Origin of the sequence: Parabacteroides sp. 20_3, assembly GCF_964238835.1 — a bacterium.
Taxonomy (GTDB): Bacteria; Bacteroidota; Bacteroidia; order Bacteroidales; family Tannerellaceae; genus Parabacteroides; species Parabacteroides distasonis.
Genome location: NZ_CAXSNO010000001.1, coordinates 245,852 through 267,731, shown reverse-complemented (window position 1 = coordinate 267,731; position 21,880 = coordinate 245,852). Strand labels below are relative to the sequence as shown.

Sequence of the window (21,880 nt, the reverse complement as noted above, 5' to 3'; positions counted from 1 at the left end):
ATATTGTTTAGATGTTTTTGAGAGTTTAAAAAGAGAATTGAGAGTTGAAGATAAGATGCCGTTTGGCATCCTTTTCAATTCTCAATTCTCAATTTCCTATTTACCACGCGAAGATAGGATATTCCTTCATGATACCGTTCACCTTCTCACGAACGGCGCCGATAGTCTTATCGCATTCGGGAGCTGCCAATACGGTGTCGATCAGTTCCACGATCTCGCCCATAAGCGGCTCTTTAGCGCCACGGGTCGTGATAGCGGGCGTACCCACACGGATACCGGAGGTCTGGAAGGCCGAGCGGCTGTCGAACGGAACCATGTTCTTGTTCACCGTGATGTCGGCGGCTACCAAGGCTTTCTCGGCCACCTTACCGGTCAGGTCGGGGAACTTCGTGCGCAGGTCGATCAGCATGCTGTGGTTGTCCGTACCGCCGGAGATGATCTTGTACCCTTTGTCCGTGAAGGCCTTGGCCATAGCGGCGGCGTTCGCTTTCACCTGTGCTTGGTACGTCTTGTATTCCGGCTCCAAAGCCTCTCCGAAGGCTACGGCCTTGGCCGCGATCACATGCTCCAGCGGACCACCCTGGATACCCGGGAATACGGCGGAGTCCAACAACTGAGACATCTTCTTGATCTCGCCTTTCGGTGTCTTCTTGCCCCAAGGATTCTCGAAATCCTTACCCAGCAGGATGATACCGCCACGAGGACCCCGCAGGGTCTTATGCGTCGTAGACGTTACGATGTGAGCGTACTCCAGCGGGTTGTTCAGTAAACCGGCGGCGATCAGGCCTGCCGGGTGAGCCATATCGATCATCAATAAGGCGCCTACCTTGTCGGCTATCTCACGCATACGTTTGTAATCCCAGTCACGGGAATAAGCGGAACCACCGCCAACGATCAATTTCGGTTTCTCACGAAGGGCTACTTCCTCCATTTGGTCGTAGTCCACCCGTCCGGTATCTTCCTTTACATTATATTCGGTAGCGTGATAGAGAACGCCGGAGCTATTTACTGGTGAACCGTGGGACAGGTGTCCGCCATGCGACAGGTTCAACCCGAGGAACGTGTCGCCCGGATTCAATACGGCGAAAAATACGGCTGCGTTGGCCTGCGCCCCGGAGTGAGGCTGCACGTTGGCCCATTCGGCGTTGAATAGCTTTTTCAACCGTTCGATAGCGATCGTCTCACTTTGGTCTACTACCTCGCAACCCCCATAATAACGCTTGCCGGGATATCCCTCGGCGTATTTGTTGGTCAGACAGCTTCCCATGGCCTGCATGACCTGGTCGCTGACAAAGTTCTCGGAAGCGATCAACTCAATGCCTTTCAATTGGCGTTGGTGCTCCTTCTCGATAATGTCAAAAATGATGTTGTCTCTTTTCATTACCTCTTAAATTGGTTATTGCAATGATATGTTCCTCATTGAAAAGGAATCCTCGCGAATGTACTATATTATTTTAATACTATTTAAAAGATTCCGTTTAATTATTACAGATGCGCCGGAAACGGCTCCGCTTACCACTTGGTGAGGGTTACGTTTCTGAACTCAACCTCCTTACCCTCGCTCTGTAGCCCGATATGGCCTTCCTTCACCTTGTTGGTTCCGGTGTTCTGGTATACGCCGTTGATGTAAACGGTGATGACGCCGTCTTTCACGAAGATGTTCGCCTCGTTCCACTCTCCGGCGGGCTTCTCGCTGGACGGGTTCACGTTCTTTACGACAGGGAAGAAGGGACGTTCCTCTCCCGGGCGTTGCTGGTACTCGACAAGGTCGGAGCCTCCCAGCAGTACGAACAATCCGGCCCTCCCGGCTTGCAGATTACACTCGATCCCGTTCGGGAAGGGGTTCTTTAGGTCTGCGATATGCAGGAAGATGCCGCTGTTCGCGTTGGAATCCCCATTCGGCCAACGCCATTCCACGTGCAATTTATAGTCGCTGTATTTCTCCTTGGTGTACATATAGCCGAAAGGCTGGCCGGTGATGAAGATCTTACCGTCGCGTACGGAATAGACCTGATCGGCGGGGACGGAGTTTTTGTCGACTACGAAATTCCAGTTAGACAGGTCTTTCCCGTTGAACAGTTTCTCGGTCTTCTGTGCGTTCGCCCCATCGGAGAAACAGAAGAGGGAAGCGGCTAATACAGCCAAAGATAGCATTCTTTTTTTCATGGCATTAAACTCTATTTATAGTATGATTAATCAACGATTAGTTTGCGATAGCGTACCCGTTTCGGCTCGGCGTCGCCCAGTGTCTTACGTTTGTATTCCTCGTACTCGGAATAGGTCCCTTCGTAGAAGACCACGTTGGAATCGCCCTCGAACGACAGGATATGGGTACAGATACGGTCCAAGAACCAACGGTCGTGAGAGACGACGACGGCGCAACCGGCGAAGTTCTCCAGCCCCTCCTCCAAGGCACGTAGCGTGTTCACGTCGATATCGTTGGTCGGCTCGTCGAGCAGCAATACGTTCGCGTCCGCTTTCAGCGTCAGCGCCAGATGCAGGCGGTTACGCTCTCCTCCGGAGAGTACGCCGCATAGCTTCTCTTGATCCGCTCCCGCGAAATTGAATTTAGACAGGTAAGCGCGTGCGTTCACCTCCTTGCCGCCCATACGGATGAATTCTTGTCCGCCGGATACGACTTGGTAAACGGTCTTTTTCGGGTCTATATCCTTATGGGTCTGGTCGGCGTAACCTACTTGTACGGTCTCGCCCACCTCGAAGGTCCCCTTGTCGATGCTTTCCATGCCCATGATCATCTTAAATAAGGTAGTCTTACCGGCACCGTTTGGCCCGATGACTCCCACGATACCATTCGGGGGAAGCATGAAGTTCAAATCATCGAACAGCAGCTTATCGCCGAACGCCTTTGCCACATGCTGTGCCTCGATCACCTTATTGCCCAAGCGAGGGCCGTTCGGGATGAAGATCTCCAGCTTAGCCTCACGCTCCTTCTGGTCCTCGTTCAAGAGGGCCTCGTACGAGTTCAGACGTGCCTTACCCTTGGCGTGACGGGCCTTCGGCGCCATATTGATCCATTCCAGCTCACGCTCCAAGGTCTTACGGCGCTTGCTGACTTGCTTCTCTTCTTGAGCCATACGCTTCGTCTTCTGGTCTAGCCAAGAGGAGTAATTACCCTTCCAAGGGATACCCTCGCCACGATCCAGCTCAAGGATCCATCCGGCCACGTGGTCTAGGAAGTAACGGTCGTGCGTGATGCAGATAACGGTACCGGCATATTGTTGCAGATGTTGCTCCAACCAGTCGATCGACTCGGCGTCCAAGTGGTTGGTCGGCTCATCCAACAGCAATACGTCCGGCTGCTGGAGCAGCAATCGGCAAAGGGCCACCCGGCGACGCTCGCCTCCGGACAACGTATCCACCACCTGATCTTCCGGCGGACAACGCAAAGCGTCCATGGCACGTTCCAGACGGCTGTCGAGGTTCCATGCGTCCGTAGCGTCGATCTTGTCCTGCAACTCCGCCTGACGGTTGATCAAGGCATCCATCTTATCCGGATCTTCCAGCACCTCCGGATCGCCGAATCGCTCGTTCACCTCCTCATATTCTTTCAAGGTGTCCACGATCTCCTGCACGCCTTCCTGCACGATCTCCTTCACGGTCTTGCCCGGCTCCAACTTAGGGTCCTGCTCCAGATACCCTACGGAATACCCGGGGGAGAAGACCACCTCTCCTTGATAATCCTTATCGATACCGGCGATAATCTTCAGCAACGTAGATTTACCGGAACCATTCAATCCGATGATTCCGATCTTCGCCCCATAGAAAAAGGACAGATATATATTCTTTAAAACCTGTTTTTGAGGCGGAAAGATCTTGTTCACGCCTACCATCGAGAAAATAATCTTCTTATCGTCTGCCATATAATTTTTTGTGTGTTAATTGATTCCTTAACTTAAAATAATGGTGTACAAATCTACGTAAATATCTTTTATTTTACAAATTAACAAAGATCATAGGTATCAGATATCTACCGATTGCCAAGTTTGGCGTGTGGAGATTACTCGGTTCAATTCTCTTGTGCAAGAAGCCGGTAGATATGCTATTCCTCGGAAGTTGAGCTTTAGCGTTATCATAAATGAGGGTAGGAGAGGTTGTGCGGCGTTGTGGTTAGGACTGTGCGATCATGTGGCTTTAGGTTGTGTGATCCTAACGATTTAGGATTGTGGTTCGTCTTCGTCTTGTGAAGATATGTAACCGGTTTATGCATGATGTAATACGTGATGTAAAGTGCTTATATCTTGTTTCTTGCGTTTGCTCCCCATGAAAAAACTAAAATTTATCCCTCTTGAAATTTGTATAATAAAATAAAACCCCCTATCTTTGCACTCGCATTACAAAAGTAACGCACAGGATGATTCGCTAGCTCAGCTGGTAGAGCACAACACTTTTAATGTTGGGGTCCTGGGTTCGAGCCCCAGGCGGATCACATAAGAACAAAGCCAAACGGCGACAAAAAAGAGACAAGTCCTACAATATCAACGTATTGTAGGACTTTTTTTATTGTTTCAGTCTTGCCTGAAAGACAAAAAAGGGGCACGAAAAGACACGGTTGAGTATCCAAATCGTACCCCCTTCCCCAAAAAACGATTAGGGGGTACGATTGTCGGAAATCACTATCCAGGCAGAAGGTTTCAATCTCTGTATTGATTTTAGATATTATCATCTGAAACCTGTTTTACTGTGATTTTTTTATTAATGGTGTTTAAATTCAGTTGTTTACTCGAATACCTTTCTTTCATTTAAGAATAGCAAAGCAATACAAAAGTCATTCTGTAAAAGTAATTCAAAGTCCAAAACAGATACAGACACGATTTTTGTATATTTGCAGGATACAGATAACACCTGACAAGTATGAAAAAAGAAATCCTATATCAAGAAATAGCGAGAACTATTGCCTGTCAAATTAAGAAAGGCGTGTGGAAAGCTGGTGAGAAACTACCTTCTTTACGCACTATTAGCAATGAAAATGGTGTAAGTCTTAATACTGCAATTCAGGCATATTATGAATTGGAAAAAGACGGATTTATAATATCACGCCCAAAATCAGGTTATATTGTCAATTACAAACCCATACGCCTATCTGTTCCAGCGACAACACAACCGTCTGTAAAGCCTGAGAGCAAAGAGGTGATAGATTTGATTGCTGACGTATACAGCTCGTTAGAAATAGGAGATAAATCGATCACTCGATTTTCATTAGGAATGCCCGAAGATATTTTATTACCAATTGCAAAACTTAATAAAGAACTTATAAGAGCTATGCAGGCACTTCCGGGTAATGGAACCCGGTATGATGAAACACAGGGAAATATGCGATTACGTAAATCTATAGCTCGTTTTACGTATAGTTGGAAGGGAAACTTGACAGAAGATGATATAGTGACAACTGCTGGAGTTACTAATGCGGTTGCTTTAGCTTTATCTGTAATTACTAAGGTAGGAGATACTATTGCGGTTGAAAGTCCGGTCTATTTTGGAATGTTACAATTAGCCAATAGTATGGGGTTGCGTATATTGGAATTACCTACCAATCCAGTAACAGGGATTGATCCAGATGCGCTGAAAAAAGTTTTACCACAAATTAAAGCTTGCCTGCTTATAAGCAACTTTAATAACCCATTGGGAAGTTGTATGCCTGATGAACATAAAAGGGTAGTTGTTGATATGCTGGCCGGATATGATATACCTTTGATCGAGGATGATTTATATGGTGATTTATTTTTTGGAAATTCACGTCCTAAGCCCTGCAAGGCTTTTGACAAGAAGGGGCTTGTTTTATGGTGTGGTGCGGTATCTAAAACATTAGCGCCGGGGTATCGGGTAGGATGGATTGCTCCCGGCAAATTTAAACATGCTATTATTCGCCAAAAGAATATTCACCTTATTTCTACGCCTGCGCTTAATCAAGAAGCGGTTGCCAATTTCATGGAGAATGACAGATACGAAAACCATTTACGTAAACTGCGACAAGAATTATACGCAAACAGTATTCATTTTGCCCATTCCATCATGGATTACTTCCCCGAGAATACAAAAATTGTTACTCCACAGGGAGGATTTATGCTTTGGGTGGAATTAGACAAACAGATTGATACGACAGAACTTTATTATCGGGCTATGCAGCGAAAAATAAGCATAGCCCCCGGACGTATGTTTACATTACAAGAGCAATATACCAATTGTATGCGTTTAAGCTATGGACAACGTTGGACTCCACTTCTTGAAGAACGTTTAAAACAATTGGGGGATATAATTAAAAATCACTTTAACTGATGTATGTATTCCTTTAGTACTTCCCCTATTACTTGAAGTCCTTTCATGATTCTATCTTCTGGCATATTAGAGTAATTTATTCTAAATGTATTTTCTTTGTGCTCAACAGGATAAAATGAACCGCCGGGTACAAAGGCTATTTTCTGTTCAATGCATTTTTGCAGGATGTCACGCGCTGAAATATTTTCGGGTAATTCAATCCAAGTAAATAACCCGCCTTGAGGATGAGTATATTTTATGTCATTAGGAAAATAGCGTTCAATACATTCTAATGCTATATCTCTGCGTTTTCTGTAGACTTCTACTATTTTGCTAATATGCTCATCAATATCATATCGTTTTAGATATTCGGCAATAGTCATTTGAGCTATTGTGTTACACTGCAAATCAGTGCCCTGCTTAACTAACACATACTTGCGGATAATATCTTTATCACCTGCAATCCACCCAATCCGAAAGCCCGGACAAAAGATTTTAGAAAAACTACCAGTACATAAGATATTACCTACCTTATCAAAAGACTTTATAGAGGGTAAAGACTCTCCTTCAAACCTTAATTCTCCATAAGGGTTATCTTCAATAACAGGAATATCATATAAAGCAGATAGTTCAGCCAGTTTTTTTCGTCTTTCCAAACTCCATGTTTTTCCAGTGGGATTTTGAAAGGTTGGTATTACATATATTAGTTTTATATTTTGAGTATTATTCAGTACCTCTTCCAAAGTAGCCATATCCATGCCTTCTTCATCTGTTGGAATTTCAATGAAGCCACTCCCATATGATTTGAATGCGCTAATTGCTGCTAAATAGGTGGGGCTTTCACACAATACGATATCACCATCGTCCAGAAATACTTTTCCGGATAAATCTAATCCTTGTTGCGAACCGTGAGTTATAAGAATATTATCCTTATCAAACGATGTCCCTAAGCGTTCATTCATTCGTTTGGCAATCCATTCACGTAAAGGATAATACCCTTCAGTAGTCGTATATTGAAGAGCTTTTGCTCCTGCTTCTTGCAAAACGACCTGATTCATTTTGTTAATTTCATCTATGGGGAATAGCTCAGGGGCAGGTAGTCCACCAGCAAATGAAATAACATCTTCCCGTTCTGTAACTTTGAGTATTTCTCTTATTTCCGAAGCCTTTATATAAGACATTCTCTTGGCAAATTTCAACTTCATAATCATTAAATATATTTGAAAACTAAAATAATGCAAAGTAAAGCATAATAGATAAATGAGAACAGATACAATTTGCACAATATCAGCGGGTACAGATTTTCGGAACCAAGTATTATCCCGATTGTATCGCCTACCGAAAGAATTAAACGGACAGTTATCAATAGAAAGACAGGACTGATACTTGCGTCGACAGTTATTCTAGCCGAACCTCAATTAACCAAGCGTGAGAAAGAAATACTAATATTAATTCGGCAAGGTTTTCTGAGCAAAGAGATCGCTTATAAGCTAAATCTTAGTATTTATACGGTAAATAATCACCGAAAGAATATATTGGCAAAGCTAAATGTAGATAATGCGATCGAAGCTATCAATAAGGCGGAAAATTTCGGTATTCTCTATTGATTACGATATCCAATCCAAACCACTAGCTAATATTGATATGATTGCGGTTATATTTCATCCTCTGGGGCTGAATCCATTTGTGCGATGCGCTATGAGTGAATTATACAATCATTTTTCTGCGGAAAAAGTAGTGCGGGTATCGTATGTAAAGAATACCCGCACTTTCTATTTATTTTGAAAAACGTAATTTTATAGTTCAAGATTCACTTCATTCATATTGATTTCAAGAGAGCGCCGCTATACCTGTTCCTATCAAGTTTGCGTTATTCATATTGTTGATATGGATTTCGACATCCGCTAATGCGGATTCATTAAGGAGTTCTTGTAATTTCTCCAGAACAAGAATGTTATAGTTTTTATCTTTTCTATTCTCGCTCCAAAATAGACTGCCTTCGGCTACTAGACAGATTTTTTGTATATCTTTATTATATGATCTCAGTAACTGAATAAGGCCCAGTAGCGATGCGGCGACTAATTGTGCTGATCTGTTGTAGATCCAATGAGCTACATCTACATATACGTCCTTGTGAATATCCGGATAGTTCATGATAGCGGTCAATTTTTGGGCATCGAATTTATTCTCAAACTCATCCAAAGGGAAAGCCGCTTTCAATATATCGCCTAGATACATACCCGAAACCGCTTTCTCAAACCGCTGTTTTCCAAGGCTGTCTGAAATGGCGTCAACCGTATCATCGACTGTCGTGAGGAATGGAGGATGGAAGTTGCCCGACTCTAGGTTGACAGGGACTAAGCCTTGTATATTATAGCTCGGATCTAATTTCTTTATTTTATCCGCCGGAATGAAAGTGGCCATGTTGGTGCCTGTTCCTACGATCAGACCGATATAGGCGTCATAGCTATTGTCGGTTAGGCCGGCAAACAAGCTGGCGATAGTATCGTTTAATACTTTAATACCTGTAAATTTGATTTTACAATGTTCGTTTAGGTAGTCGAGAAGTGGTTTGCCAACTAATTGCCCTACCATTTCTTTAATGTCGACTCCTTTTGTCCAACGTAACAATTTGGCGTCTCCACTGAGTACGGATTCTGCTGGATAAGAAAAACAATAGCCGATTGGCATTTCCTCATCCCGTTTTATCCCGACAATCATATCGGCTAATTCTTTAAATAGCTCCTCACGAGTATATCCCGGTGATTTCATGATCGACATGTCTTTTTTCCACCCATTGTTGGGATGGATGGTTGGTGATCCTTGTCCAAGATCGACGGTCGCTACTCTATAGTTGGTTCCTCCTAAATCGAGAACCAATGCTTTTCCATTAATATCAGAGGTTTTGGGAGAGATAAAAGTCGGTATGCATTGTATCTCCGCATTTTCATGTTTTAATCCCTCTTCAACCTTTTCCCGAAATGAACAGGCTATCTCTTTGAGTTGGTCATTTTCTAACCAGAAAATATTTTTCTCCATAAGATTGATTTTTTGATTTTGAAATATCCTTGTTAGTGAATAACAATTTAGAAAGGGATTTGACTATCCTTATTGGTTGATTAAGTTAAGGAGATAAATTTTGGATACTGTAAAATTTGTCGTGTTAAATTTAAATTTTGTATAAACAAAAGGGTGACGATGTCTGTTTAAAACATCAAACAGATGATTTTATTTATTAATCTAAATTAAGATATATGATACCGAAAGTGGAGATAGAAGCAGGCAAGGCGGATTTAATCCGTGAGATTTTAGGCGTTAATGATTTGCAGGACATTAACTTACTTGATGAGTACCGTGATATATTTATAAAATCACAAAAGTCTGCGTATGAGAATGAATCTGTTAATGATATTAATTGTACGGATTGAATTTTGTGAGAAAAATGTCTTATATACAGGGCATAGGATGAGAATATATTATTCAATATTCTGTTTACTAGTATATTACAGTTTCTTTGTATTTCTTTCTTAGGAAACTACAGTTTCCCGCTAGGATAGAAACTGCAGTTTCTTCTAGGGGAAACCGGAGTGTCTTTTAGGCTCGGTTTGTGTAAACGATAAGGAAAATCTACTACTTATCATTTACGGCCTTCCCATATTCCTCATCACTTACCGGCTCAAGCCAAGTGTTTTTATTGGTTTGGGGATTACATTCTACGGCGATATGCGAAAACCAACTGTCCGGTGAGGCGCCGTGCCAATGCTCTATGTTTGGTGCGATTTCGACAACATCCCCGGGTAGTAAACGACGGGCGCTTTTACCTCGTTCTTGATAATAACCCACACCACCTACGGCGATGAGTATCTGCCCTCCTGTATGCGTGTGCCAGTTGTTTCGGCAGTTAGGTTCAAACGTTACGTTAAACATTGGTACGTTTAAATCCTTATTGCTTGTTAATGGCACCAGCCAAGACTTCCCCGAGAAATATTGTTCAAACCCGGTGTTTTCATTTCCTGTAGGGAATTCACTAATTTTTGGAATTTCAGTTTTCATTTCTTGTGCGTTTATATTGCCAATGGAGATTAATGTGATCAACATGGCAATGGTTATTTTCTTTATATTCATATTTGTTTTCTTGATTTTATTCATATTACAAAATTATTTAAGATATTCCATTGCTTTTGTATACCAATTACTGATAAGTGTAACAGAATTACTGATTTTACAATCTATAGAATCTTGAAGTTGATGGCTTTTAAATAAATATAGGGGAAATCTCAAATTGGCGAGATTGGACAATTGTTAGTCTGTTGGGATTATGTATTTTTGTCATCATAAGAATCTATAGGATGAAGCCTGATACGGAAAACATATATCAACGGAAAATTAATCAAGTAATTGATTATATCAATGCGAATTTGCATCTCCCTTTACGACTGGATATAATAGCCGGGCAGGTAAACGTGTCCGAGCGGCAGCTACTACGTATTATGAAAGGAGCCTTGAATGAGTCATTATATGCTTATGTGGCAAGGCAACGTGTAGAGCGAGCGGTTCTATATATGCATACGGAAGATATGAGTCTGGCAGATCTAGCGAGTCGGGTAGGCTATGATAACCCCCAATCTTTCTCGAAAGCGTTCAAGAAACAATTCAGCGTATCTCCGAAAGCTTATATGGATAAGTTGCGAGTACGTCTGAGAGAAGAGACCGAGAAGTGGAGTAATGCTTCGGTCGGGAAGGAGATTATTCCATCAGGGATGTTCGGTACGATTCGTTTGCAGAAAGGAAAATATGCGGTTTATACCTTAAAAGGTAGTTATGCGGGATTACAAGAACTATATAATACTATAAATATAGATTTCAATTATACCAAACGGCATGGAATGGCGTTTGAGGAATATGTGAGTTATTCGGAAGAGGATGACGATACGCAAGTGACAAAGATTTATATACCAATAAAATAAATTAGTATGGAAACAAAATTTTGCCAAAGCTGCGGTATGCCGCTGCAAAAGAATGAGGAGTTAGGAACGAACCATGACGGAAGCAAGAATGAGGAATATTGTTGCTATTGTTATAAGGACGGGGCCTTCACGATGGACTGTACGATGGATCAGATGATCGATCATTGTGTCCAGTTTGTCGATGAGTTCAATAAAGATGCGGACCTTCATTATACGAAAGAGGAGGCCGTAGCGAATATGAAATTATTTTTCCCGACATTGAAGCGCTGGGCGGTACAATAAGCCTCTATAAAAAGCGTCTATCTGCGCTTCGGCCTGCTGGATTAGTTTCACTGGAATGCGGGGCTTCTTCTCGAAAAAGTCCATTTCTATTTGAATGGTGTTTTTTTTAATGGAGCGGCTCCAATTACCTATTATCTTTCCGTTATATAAGATAACCGGGTAGAAGGTGCCGAATCGGTTGAACGCTTTTGGATGATGTTCTAGCGGCAATACGTCCGTGCGGTTTTTGTAACTGATCAAGTATTCATCGAAGGCGGGGAGGAGACGCAGTACAGGTTCGCTCTCATTTTTTCCTTTCCATGATTGGTGGATGAAATATTCACGGGAATCGAACGTCTCGGTCATTAACTCCGCCTTGATCAGATTGATAGCGAACCTACACTCGGTAGCGGTTAGCCCGGACCACCAAACAAAATCCTGTAACTGGGCAGGGGAGTGGCTTTGAAAATATCTGGATGCCAATCTCGCCAGAGCCTCTTCCCTGCAAAGTTCACGAGTAGGAGGGACACGTTCGTCCAATAAGGCGTAAGTCGTTTTCTTTCCTTTATCGATCCCGCTACAGACGATGCCTTCCACCTCACCCCATGTAAGGAAAAGGTTTACGTGATCTATGGTGGGCAAAATCCCGGATTTTTGCAATTCCGCCGTTACTTCTTGTTTGGTCAGGCTTTTGTATCCTTCCAGTATCTTTCCGATCTGATCTAGGCATCTTGTGAACAGCGTTTTTTCTATCTTCCCGAAATGTCCCTTGGCGTACGACATAACGGCAGCCTTGATACGCTCGGAAGATAGCATAAGCATCCAACGGATATCCTCGGCGGCCACGAAATGCCAAGTAGGACGCATCACATGGGTACGTAGAATATCACCTTTGTACAAAGCCTCATTTACCGTTTCAAGGGAAGAGGATCTCAAGCGAATACCGATCGCCCATTTGGCCATCTCATACTCCTGCGCCTGGATAGCGCCCATCCAAGAGACCAATTCTTTCGGGGACTCGAATCGGGATTGTTCCAATTGTTGGCTAGCTACTCGTATATGTGTTATCATAATATATGAATATAAACGCAAATGTACGAAATAAAGCGTTAAACATCCCATAATCTTGAAGATATACTCATTCTTTTTGTACCTTCACGCTAGAAACAATTAGTGAAATTTATGACGATAGCGTATTTAAATGTGGCTACAGACCGGCAACACTTGGATATTCAAAGGGAAGAGATCTCTTCTTTTGCCGCGGCCAAAGATATCCATGTGGATAAATGGGTCATGGAAGTATCCGGAGAGAAAGCGAAACAGCCGGGACCAAAGTTAAAACTTGTTCTCGAACGCTTGAAGAAAGGGGATGCCTTGATCGTATCGGATATTACCCGTTTGTGTCTTACCTTATATGAGTTGATGGGGATACTTACCGTTTGCATGGAGAAGGACGTGACGGTCTATTGTATAAACGACCGTTATATATTCGATGACCGGATGGATCGCCAATTGATGATTAATGTCTTCAAGCAAGTAGACGAGATTGATCACAGTCTGGTTTCCATACGTACAAAAGACGCCTTGGAACAGGTGAAAAGTACGGGAAAGCGGTTGGGACGTCCTAAAGGCTCGGAATCCAAGTTGTTCTTCTTGGATGCCCATAAGGGGGAGATCATGAACATGTTGGAGCGGGGAGAATCGGTAGGATCGATTTGCGAGCATTTCAACGTCTCTAAGAATACTTTTTATAAGTATAGGAAGAAATTCTTCAGATCGTAAGGATTGGTTTTAATACCAATCCTTTCGTTTCATATATAGCCAAGTCAATACTCCGGTAGCTATCATGACGGCCCAAGCTATGAAATAACCGTAACGCCAATCCAATTCCGGCATTATCTTGAAGTTCATACCCCATACGCCCACCAAGAATGTCAAAGGGATGAAAAGGGTGGAGACAATCGTCAGCCGTTTCATGATGGCGTTCATCCTAAGATCGTTATTGGATATATAAAGATCGACAAGGGAAGAGGTGATTTCCCGGCAGCTTTCCGTTGTTTGGATAACGAATTGGAGTTGGTCTTGCAGGTCATTATAGATCGGCAGGATATCCGGGGTGATAATCCCGTTCTCTGTTCGTAATAGTTTTGAGAATTGATCTTTCAGCGGTAGGCTATTCTTACGGATAATCATGTACTCATGGCGGTGTTGTTGGATTAGGGAACCCATATTACCCTGATCGTTCTTAGGATCGAGCAAAGTCTCTTCTATATCCTCTAGTATCTCTTCTACCTTTGAGGCGGATTCTACTAAATTCGCTATGATGGTGTTTAGAAGGAAAGCGAGCAGCAATCCACTGCCTTTTTTCCGGATGTTCAGCATGTTGGATAGTAGCGCTTTATGAGCGGCCTCGAATACGGGGTTGTTGCTTTCCGTAAAAGTGATAACCGTATTGTTCGCTACCAGTATACTGATGTGCTCAGACCGCATCTCGTTATTGACATCGTAATAGCAGGAGTTTAATACGATAAGCATTCGTCCTTTGTATTCCTCTACCTTGACCACGTGTTGGGGAGTCAAGATATCCTTAGCGTCCAGATTATGCAGTCCGAAATCTTTTACGATACGGGTAATGGCATCCGCGTTGGTCAATCCGCTAACCTCGAACCAATTGATCTGATCCGGGTCGGATAGTTTGCTGAAAGAGGTGTCGGTTATCCGCACCTCTTTCGTATGCAAAGATTGTTCGTTGTATTGCGTGAGACGGATGCCGGTTGCTGTCTCATGTTCGCCGGCGTAATAATACTTGTCCGATAAATGCCGGTTGGATATATGTCTTCTCCTGTGTGTATATTCATTCCGTCTCATAATAAGGATCTCTTTTTAATCGAATTCAACAACGGTGATGCCGGCGCCTCCGAACTGCACATGCTCGTCTTGAAAACGACGGACACCGGGAACCGTGCGCAGATAATCCCGGATTAGCTGACGTAAGATACCCGTACCGGTTCCATGCAAGATACGAACCTTGCCTGCCCCGACTTGAATGGCGTCGTCGATAAAATAGGTCACGCTTTGCAATGCCTCATCGCCCCTCATTCCTCTCACATCGATTTCTTGCTTAAAGTTTATCTTCTTCTCATGCATATTGTCAGTGGTCTGGGAGCTGACGAACGTGCTTTTCTGGATTTCCCGTTTGATCTGGCCTTTGCTTACCTTTTCCAACTGCTCCAGCTTAACCGTGCTTTTGATCATCCCGAATGCTACTACGGCCTGCTTTCCTTGTAGTTCCATAACGGTTCCGGCGGAAACCTGCCCTTTAAGGCGTACATTGTCGCCGACCTCTATCACCTCTTTATTAAATATCGGCTGGGCCGTCACTTTTTGTTTCTGTTTCTTCCGTTCGTTCCGTTCCTTGAGCTTCGCCATCTTGCGTGCGATCTTATCGTCTTCTTCTTCGGTCGCCATTACGGAGTTCTTGAACTCTTCCAAGGCTTTGCGGGCCAGTTTGGTCTGTTCTTTTTCCGCTTGGGCCTCCTTGATCTCACGGACGGTATTCTCGATCTTGGCGTTAGCCTCCGCTAGAATACGTTGGGCCTCGGCCTTTGCCTCCCGGATGATCTCTTTCCGTTGCTTGTTTACGGCTTCCAAGTCTTGTTCATAACGAGAAGTGACATCTTCCAGTTTTTTCTCCTGCTGACGGATATTCTGCCGTTTGCTTTCCCAGTACCGTTTATCGCGTACGATATCTTGCAAGTATTTGTCCATATTGATATAATCCGCTCCGACGTTCGCGGAAGCGTCGGCTATCACGTCCTCGGGCAGACCGATCTTGCGTGCGATCTCTACGGCGAACGAGCTACCCGGGTTTCCGATAGAAAGCTTGAACAAGGGCTGCATCAAATGGCGGTCGTACAACATGGCACCGTTTACGATACCCTCCGTATCCTCGGCGAAATGCTTCAAATTCTGGTAGTGGGTCGTGATTACCCCAAAGCTATGATTCCGGTTGAAGCGATCCAATAAAGCCTCGGCGATAGCGCCGCCAATCTGGGGTTCCGTACCGCTACCGAACTCATCGATTAGGATAATGGTCCGCTCGTTACAATTCTTCACGAAATACTTCATGTTGGTAAGGTGGGAACTGTAGGTACTCAAATCGTTCTCGATGCTTTGCTCATCGCCTATATCGATGAATATATGCTCGAAGATCCCGGTTCTTGATCGCTCATGCAAAGGAATCAATAAACCACATTGCAACATGTATTGAAGTAATCCGACCGTTTTCAGGCAAACGGATTTACCACCGGCGTTCGGACCGGATATGATCAAGATCCGTTTTCCCTCGGTCAGCTCGATATCGAGGGGAACTACCTGCTTGCCCTGTTTCTGTAAAGACAGGAATAAGAGCGGATGCACGGCACGTGCCCAATCCATTTGTCGCTTATCCTCCACGATCGGCTTGATCGCCTTGACTTGCTCCGCAAATAACGCTTTCGCACGAATGAAGTCAATGTCGGCAAGAAACTCGTAAGATTGTAGGATATCCGGAGCTAAAGGACGGATCACGTTCGTGAATTCCGTCAGTATCTTAATGATTTCCCGGCGTTCTTCCCCTTCCAGTTCCCGGATGCGGTTATTCGCTTCCACGACCACCTCCGGCTCTATAAAGACCGTCTTGCCACTGGCGGACTCATCATGTACGATACCTTTTATCTTTCGTTTGAAGGCCGGGGCTACCGGGATCATCAAACGACCGTCGCGCATGGTCGGTGTCACGTCCTTATCGACAACCCCGTCCGATTGCGCCGCACGGAGGATGGATTGCAGGCTGCGGGATATACCGCTCATCGTGATCGTTATCTCCCTGCGGATTTGCGATAGGGTGGAGGAAGCACTGTCCTTGACCTTGCCGAATTTATCGAGGATGCTATCGATCTTTCCAATCAATTGGGGGAAGACAAAGATATCTCCCGCCAATTCAGTTAAGGCCGGATACTTGATTTCCTCATCGTCCATAGGCTTGAAGAAGCGTACGATGTCATTGATCGTTTGCAAGGAACGTTTGAGGTCGAACAACTCCCGTTCATCCAGCCAAGTACCTTCCGGCCGAATCCGTTTCAAGGAATAGCGCACGTCGAAGAAATAACTGGCGGGGAATTCCGTGTCTCCGTGTAGGATACGGATAAACTCATCGGTTTGTTCCAATCGCTTGGATACGACCTCGAAATCGGCGGAGAATCCCATCTCCGCTACCCGCTCTTCCCCGAGCGGGCTTAAACATTTTTCTGTGATTAAGTGACGGATCTTATCAAAGCCCGTCTTTTGTTCAAAATTTTGTGGATATATCACGTGTTTGTAAAATCTTTATTTGATCTCTACCGTCACTTCAGAGCGAATGGTAGGACGGATAATTACTTCTAATTTTGTCTTGCCACGCTTTATATTAAATGTACAGGCGTTGTTGCCGGACGGATTAATATAAGGGGCGAAATAGTATAAATAAGAGAACGCCGGCAAGTAATCGGAGCTTTGCGACGCATCCGCTATTTGGGGATATTTGAATACGTCCCAAAACATGCAATATTTGAAACCGTTCGCGTCCGTAAACATCGTCTTCGGATCACGATATTGCATCGTGTTCGTGATAAAGCGTTTGTAGGCGGATGAGAACTCCTCTGCCGAATGATCCATCTTATGGCGGCCGATCTTTTCTATAATGTCACGGGGACGGATGCCTGCCGCATAAGCGGGAGAGTTACGATCTACGTCAACCACTTGATCCAATTTATCGATATCGTAGCTGATCCCCGTATAATTATAGGTCTTCTTGCTCACCTTGAACGGTACGTTACGTCCGTATTTCGCGTATGGGTATTGCATACACATCAACGGGACATGCACCCGGGCGTATTCGTCCAAACGATAAGAGTCTTCCAGCAACTCGTTCGCCTCACATTCCCAGAGTACACGTCCGGGGATATCTTTTTGATCGATGATACGGATACCGAATTGCAACAGATATTCGGCTTCCGCTTCGGCGGCGGCGTAATTCAAGAACGGGAATTTCTCCATCTTACTGTGCGAGAAGTTGTACCGGTAAGTCGGTTCTTTTTCTACCAATACTTTATTCGCTCCCAGATAGTTCGGGTTCTTATCGAAAAAATAGAAAGTCTGTATCAATAAATCCGGCTTCGCGATATCAACCGTAAGTCCTTTTTTGGTCAACTCGTTCTCGATGCATTCGTTGATGACCGTTTCCAGTTTACGGTTATTCTCGTCGATGGTCGAGAAGGCGAATGTCTTGAAGTTACCGAAATCTACGCCGTCGGATGTGACGGTAGTCTTGAACGGGCATACGAATTCTTGCTCATTGGTTGTCTCCAAGCTATACATCGCATAGGCGGATGCCAGCTGGTCTTCCGTGATGGCGTTACTTTTCTTGCAGTCCTTCTTTACCAATACTTGTTTAGAAGGAGAGGAAAGGTTGCTGATGGTCAATAGGACATCGTTTCTTCCGGCGGGATTCAGCAGTTGAGGGATCTCATCGACAGATATTTCCGTCACAGGTACACCGTTGATCTCCTCGATCACGTCGTATTTCTTAATACCTGCTTGCTCGGCGGATGAATAAGGGATGACGCTTTTAATGACCGGCTTGTTGTTTCCCCAGTTCTTGCTCTGGCTGATATCGTATGTGAAGCCTAGTCGGCAGATGGATGTATTCCTGTTTTGGGCGGAAACCGTACAGACCGCCAATACTAATAGCAACGTTGATAAAATCACACTTCTCATCATATTCTGGAATTTTATTTACTCTAAAAATACCTGTTTCGTTTAAAACATAGGCAAAGGTAAAGATATTTTTGATGTGGTGGAATAGTTGGCAATATATTTGCTGCTATAATAGTGTATGAACTTGATATGGATGCTGTGTATATACTTTTTAAGGGTATTTATGTGGTACCGTATTTCGCTTACAATTAGTTAGTAATGAAAAAAATCAGATAGATTATGAGCAAGATGAATCCAAACGAGAAAAAAGAAAACGCTTCAAAAAACGAAAACGTGAATAATGAGGAAGCGACAAATTTGCAGGAAGAACAGTCAAATGCGGCAGATGAAACTGCCGGCTCTGACAATGTGTCGGGCGAGGTGGAAGCCTTGCAAAAGAAATATAACGAATTGAACGATTCCCACCTGCGCTTGATGGCGGAGTTTGACAATTACCGTAAACGTACGATGCGTGAGAAGGCCGATTTGATCAAGACTGGCGGCGAGGGTGCGTTAAAGAACCTTCTTCCTATTATCGACGATTTCGAGCGTGCTTTACAGAACGTCCGCACGGCTGAGGATGTAGAGGCCGTTAAAGAAGGCGTGGACTTGATTTTCGGTAAGTTCATGGGCTATCTGTCTCAGCAAGGCGTAAAGCCGATCGAGGCCATAGGCAAGCCGTTCAACACGGAGGAGTTTGAGGCTATCGCTACGATTCCCGCTCCGGAACCGGACATGAAGGGCAAGGTATTAGATTGCGTACAAACTGGATATACCTTATTTGACAAGGTAATACGTCACGCTAAAGTAGTAGTAGGAGAATAATCGGAAAATCGGCAAATAACAAATACAAGGATGGCTAAAAGGGATTACTATGAAGTGCTGGGCGTTGAGAAGAATGCTTCGGCGGATGAGATAAAGAAAGCGTACCGTAAGAAGGCGATACAATTCCACCCGGATAAGAACCCGGGCGATAAGCAAGCGGAGGAGAACTTTAAGGAGGCGGCAGAGGCATACGACGTGTTGAGCGATCCGCAAAAGCGTCAGCGTTATGACCAATTCGGCCATGCGGGTGTCGGCGGGGCTTCACAAGGTGGCGGCTTCGGTGGTGGTATGTCCATGGAGGATATCTTCTCCCAGTTCGGCGACATCTTTGGTGGACATTTTGGCGGTTTTGGTGGCTTCGGTGGTTTCGGCGGTTCTCGTGGAGGACGCCGTGTGAACCGTGGATCGGATTTACGTGTGAAGGTGAAGCTGAACCTGAAAGAGATCGCTAACGGCGTGGAAAAGAAGATCAAGGTGAAGAAGTATGTGCCTTGTTCGCATTGTCACGGTAGCGGGGCGGAAGGCTCGGAGGGTGTGAAGACGTGTGATACGTGTAAAGGTAGCGGTGTCGTTACCCGTATCGCCAACACGATCCTTGGGCAGATGCAGACGCAGACGACTTGTCCTACTTGTGGTGGCGAGGGCAAGATCGTTGTCAAGAAATGTACGGAGTGTAACGGTGAGGGCGTCGTTCGCGACGATGAGATTATCACGATCAATATCCCTGCCGGTGTAGCCGAGGGCATGCAGCTCTCCATGAATGGTAAAGGCAACGCCGCACGACATGGTGGAATCAACGGTGACTTATTGATCCTTATCGAGGAGGAACCGCATCCGGAGTTGATTCGTGATGAGAACGATCTGTTATACAACCTGCTATTGAGTGTTCCGCAAGCAGCCTTGGGAGCCACGGTAGAGGTCCCAACCATCGACGGAAAGGCGAAATTGAAGATCGAGCCGGGTACACAGCCGGGTAAGGTGCTTCGTTTGCGTAATAAAGGACTTCCTTCCATCAATAGTTATGGTACGGGCGATTTGTTGGTGAACGTGAGCGTATATATCCCCGAGACTTTGTCGTCTACGGAGAAAGAGACGCTGAACGGATTGGAGAATTCACCGAACTTCCAGCCTAATAAGACGATGAAAGAGAAAATCTTCAGTAAGTTTAAGCACTTCTTTGATTAACGAATAGGAAAGACTACTGTGTTCGTGTGAGAACACTATAGCATTCGTGGATAAACACAGTAGTGTTTGGAAATGAATACTATAGTGTTTATCGCCGGAATACGGTAGTCTTTTTTCATAAGTCCTAAAATGAGTATCCTATGAGAATATATACCCGTGGAGGAGATAAAGGAAAAACCGGCATACATGGCGGTGAGCGTGTCGATAAGGATGACATCCGTATCGAGGCGAATGGGACGTTGGATGAGTTGAACGCCGAGATCGGCATTGTCCGTACGTTGCTGCCTCCCAATCATGAATGGCAGGTGTTGCTGGGTAGGATACAGCGTGAGATGATGGCCGTGATGTCTCATGTGGCGACACCATCGGCGATCCGTGATAAGAATCCGAATCCGCTCCCCGATGATTTGGCCGTCTTTTGTGAGTCCCATATCGATGATCTATCCGCCCAGATGGAGGATAACGGGTATTTTATCCTTCCGGGAGGCACACCTGTTTCGGCGCACCTCCAATTGGCCCGTACGATCACCCGCAGGGCCGAACGCCGCTTGTGGACATTGAATCGGAAAGACCCAGTTCCTGCCGGGATCATGGCGTTCGTGAATCGTTTATCGGATCTGTTCTTTACGATGGCACGTTATGACATGTTTCGTCAAGGGAACGCCGAGGAACGTTGGCAATCTTTCCTGTATAAGCGGAAAAATAAATCCTAGAGGGCGATATCTTGCCATTTGCCTTTCACGAGCTCACGGGTGGACTTGAAGCCGGCTTGCTTCAGCAACTTGAAAGCCTCCTTGCGACCGTCGTTCACCAAATCCGGATAATGGCAATCGGAGTTCACCATGACAGGGATATTCATTTCCCGCATCCGTGATAGGTATTCCACACGGGGGTAAAGCTCTTTTTTCTTGGTCCAGTTCTTGGTGTTGACCTCTACCATCAACCCTTTCTCCTGAACCAGATCCAGACAAGCCTCAAAAGGCTTCCGATACCAATCCTCCTCAAAATTGAAGATCTCGTATTTCTGTCCGTTCATATAGATCTTGTCCATATGTCCGACGATATCGATGCCTCCGGCCTCTATCATTTTCATCGTGGTATCGAAGAAACGCTTGACAAGCAACCGGACATCTCCCTCGAAATGCCGCTCCACGGAGTGGGCGTATTCCCTGAATGAGCCGTCTATACAGACCATGTTCTCTTCGACCAGACGCTCTGATACGGGCAGGAAATGGATGGAACCGATCCGGTAGTCCAAAGGCAACTCTTGGAAATAGGGGATCGAGGCGTTATAGGTCTCGTCCAGATAATCAATCTCCAGACCGGCATATATTTCTAGTTGATCGCTGTATTTCTGTTTTAGTCGTTTTATCTCTTGCAGATACTCCGGCATATCGTCTTTAGACATATTCCAGAAGGTCTCGAACGGAAGCGGCGAGTGGGAGGAAAAACCGTACGCACGGAACCCGTGTGTTATGGCGAATCTCACGAAATCCTCCGGAATACTTCTTCCATCACAAAAAGTACAATGACTATGGTAGTTACTGAGTTGCATGATTGTTCTTAGTGATTAAAAAGCCACATCCAGATCATCT

Annotated in this window: 19 protein-coding genes, 1 tRNA gene and 1 pseudogene; 10 read left to right on the top strand and 11 right to left on the bottom strand. The window is 44.8% G+C overall.

What is annotated here, in order from left to right:
* Positions 1-100 precede the first annotated feature (100 nt).
* The 3 genes from glyA to ettA all read right to left on the bottom strand — a co-directional run bounded on the left by glyA (position 101) and on the right by ettA (position 3,881).
* On the bottom strand, positions 101-1,381 hold the full coding sequence (gene glyA, locus ACESPU_RS01120; RefSeq protein ID WP_005856586.1) for a serine hydroxymethyltransferase: 1,281 nt from the start codon (positions 1,379-1,381) through the stop codon (positions 101-103).
* A 131-nt stretch (positions 1,382-1,512) separates the two neighbouring features.
* Complete coding sequence (locus ACESPU_RS01115; protein WP_036651046.1) at positions 1,513-2,166, bottom strand: DUF1080 domain-containing protein; 654 nt, start codon at positions 2,164-2,166, stop codon at positions 1,513-1,515.
* A 26-nt stretch (positions 2,167-2,192) separates the two neighbouring features.
* Positions 2,193-3,881 carry an energy-dependent translational throttle protein EttA gene (ettA, locus tag ACESPU_RS01110; RefSeq protein ID WP_005856590.1) on the bottom strand — a complete coding sequence of 563 codons (1,689 nt, stop codon included), beginning with the start codon at positions 3,879-3,881 and terminating at the stop codon, positions 2,193-2,195.
* A 493-nt stretch (positions 3,882-4,374) separates the two neighbouring features.
* Here ettA and ACESPU_RS01105 point away from each other — a divergent pair.
* Together ACESPU_RS01105 and ACESPU_RS01100 are read left to right on the top strand one after the other, a co-directional pair.
* Positions 4,375-4,447, top strand: a tRNA-Lys gene (locus ACESPU_RS01105).
* A gap of 425 nt (positions 4,448-4,872) precedes the next feature.
* Positions 4,873-6,294, top strand: a complete 1,422-nt coding sequence (locus tag ACESPU_RS01100; protein WP_008772066.1) for a PLP-dependent aminotransferase family protein — start codon at positions 4,873-4,875, stop codon at positions 6,292-6,294.
* Here ACESPU_RS01100 and ACESPU_RS01095 read toward each other — a convergent pair.
* Positions 6,282-7,478 carry a PLP-dependent aminotransferase family protein gene (locus tag ACESPU_RS01095; protein ID WP_154395796.1) on the bottom strand — a complete coding sequence of 399 codons (1,197 nt, stop codon included), beginning with the start codon at positions 7,476-7,478 and terminating at the stop codon, positions 6,282-6,284. The two genes, ACESPU_RS01100 and ACESPU_RS01095, sit on opposite strands and share 13 nt — an antisense overlap.
* 117 nt (positions 7,479-7,595) lie before the next feature.
* On the opposite strand from ACESPU_RS01095, the pseudogene ACESPU_RS01090 reads away from it, so the two are divergent.
* A pseudogene (locus ACESPU_RS01090) lies at positions 7,596-7,880 on the top strand (response regulator transcription factor); the annotation flags it as partial.
* 223 nt (positions 7,881-8,103) lie between these two features.
* Here the strand turns inward: ACESPU_RS01090 and ACESPU_RS01085 are convergent.
* On the bottom strand, positions 8,104-9,312 hold the full coding sequence (locus ACESPU_RS01085) for a hexokinase (RefSeq protein WP_121961887.1): 1,209 nt from the start codon (positions 9,310-9,312) through the stop codon (positions 8,104-8,106).
* Positions 9,313-9,527: 215 nt separating this feature from the next.
* Between ACESPU_RS01085 and ACESPU_RS01080 the strand changes: the two genes are divergently transcribed.
* A complete protein-coding gene (locus ACESPU_RS01080) occupies positions 9,528-9,701 on the top strand; it encodes a hypothetical protein (protein WP_005856636.1) in 174 nt (57 codons plus the stop codon).
* Between the two features lie 202 nt (positions 9,702-9,903).
* Here ACESPU_RS01080 and ACESPU_RS01075 read toward each other — a convergent pair whose 3' ends face one another.
* On the bottom strand, positions 9,904-10,422 hold the full coding sequence (locus tag ACESPU_RS01075; RefSeq protein ID WP_048927352.1) for a cupin domain-containing protein: 519 nt from the start codon (positions 10,420-10,422) through the stop codon (positions 9,904-9,906).
* 200 nt (positions 10,423-10,622) lie between these two features.
* On the opposite strand from ACESPU_RS01075, the gene ACESPU_RS01070 reads away from it, so the two are divergent.
* Positions 10,623-11,240 (top strand): helix-turn-helix domain-containing protein, encoded by a 618-nt coding sequence (locus ACESPU_RS01070; protein WP_130882204.1) that lies wholly within the window; start codon positions 10,623-10,625, stop codon positions 11,238-11,240.
* 6 nt (positions 11,241-11,246) lie between these two features.
* Complete coding sequence (locus ACESPU_RS01065) at positions 11,247-11,522, top strand: zinc ribbon domain-containing protein (protein WP_122115036.1); 276 nt, start codon at positions 11,247-11,249, stop codon at positions 11,520-11,522.
* Here ACESPU_RS01065 and ACESPU_RS01060 read toward each other — a convergent pair.
* Entirely contained in the window at positions 11,484-12,572 is a 1,089-nt protein-coding gene (locus ACESPU_RS01060; RefSeq protein ID WP_373133079.1) for a winged helix DNA-binding domain-containing protein, read from the bottom strand. The two genes, ACESPU_RS01065 and ACESPU_RS01060, sit on opposite strands and share 39 nt — an antisense overlap.
* 111 nt (positions 12,573-12,683) lie before the next feature.
* Between ACESPU_RS01060 and ACESPU_RS01055 the strand changes: the two genes are divergently transcribed.
* Positions 12,684-13,283, top strand: a complete 600-nt coding sequence (locus ACESPU_RS01055) for a recombinase family protein (RefSeq protein WP_005856646.1) — start codon at positions 12,684-12,686, stop codon at positions 13,281-13,283.
* A 9-nt stretch (positions 13,284-13,292) separates the two neighbouring features.
* On the opposite strand, the gene corA is transcribed toward ACESPU_RS01055, so the two are convergent.
* Genes corA through ACESPU_RS01040 form a run of 3 tightly spaced genes read right to left on the bottom strand, consistent with a single transcriptional unit; the run spans position 13,293 to position 18,299 of the window.
* Positions 13,293-14,369, bottom strand: a complete 1,077-nt coding sequence (gene corA, locus ACESPU_RS01050) for a magnesium/cobalt transporter CorA (RefSeq protein WP_008772072.1) — start codon at positions 14,367-14,369, stop codon at positions 13,293-13,295.
* Between the two features lie 15 nt (positions 14,370-14,384).
* The gene (locus ACESPU_RS01045; protein ID WP_044544579.1) at positions 14,385-16,853 is read right to left on the bottom strand and encodes an endonuclease MutS2; all 2,469 of its coding nucleotides are present in this window, start codon (positions 16,851-16,853) and stop codon (positions 14,385-14,387) included.
* A 15-nt stretch (positions 16,854-16,868) separates the two neighbouring features.
* A complete protein-coding gene (locus ACESPU_RS01040) occupies positions 16,869-18,299 on the bottom strand; it encodes a DUF4136 domain-containing protein (RefSeq protein ID WP_122379080.1) in 1,431 nt (476 codons plus the stop codon).
* Positions 18,300-18,515: 216 nt separating this feature from the next.
* Here ACESPU_RS01040 and ACESPU_RS01035 point away from each other — a divergent pair, with 216 nt between their 5' ends.
* The 3 genes from ACESPU_RS01035 (at position 18,516) to ACESPU_RS01025 (ending at position 20,998) form a co-directional block, all read left to right on the top strand.
* The gene (locus ACESPU_RS01035; protein ID WP_005862085.1) at positions 18,516-19,100 is read left to right on the top strand and encodes a nucleotide exchange factor GrpE; all 585 of its coding nucleotides are present in this window, start codon (positions 18,516-18,518) and stop codon (positions 19,098-19,100) included.
* A 30-nt stretch (positions 19,101-19,130) separates the two neighbouring features.
* Entirely contained in the window at positions 19,131-20,285 is a 1,155-nt protein-coding gene (gene dnaJ, locus ACESPU_RS01030; protein WP_005856657.1) for a molecular chaperone DnaJ, read from the top strand.
* Positions 20,286-20,425: 140 nt separating this feature from the next.
* Positions 20,426-20,998 carry a cob(I)yrinic acid a,c-diamide adenosyltransferase gene (locus tag ACESPU_RS01025; RefSeq protein ID WP_057326304.1) on the top strand — a complete coding sequence of 191 codons (573 nt, stop codon included), beginning with the start codon at positions 20,426-20,428 and terminating at the stop codon, positions 20,996-20,998.
* Here ACESPU_RS01025 and ACESPU_RS01020 read toward each other — a convergent pair.
* Positions 20,995-21,840, bottom strand: a complete 846-nt coding sequence (locus ACESPU_RS01020; RefSeq protein WP_122377407.1) for a histidinol-phosphatase — start codon at positions 21,838-21,840, stop codon at positions 20,995-20,997. The genes ACESPU_RS01025 and ACESPU_RS01020 overlap by 4 nt on opposite strands.
* Between the last annotated feature and the right edge of the window lie 40 nt (positions 21,841-21,880).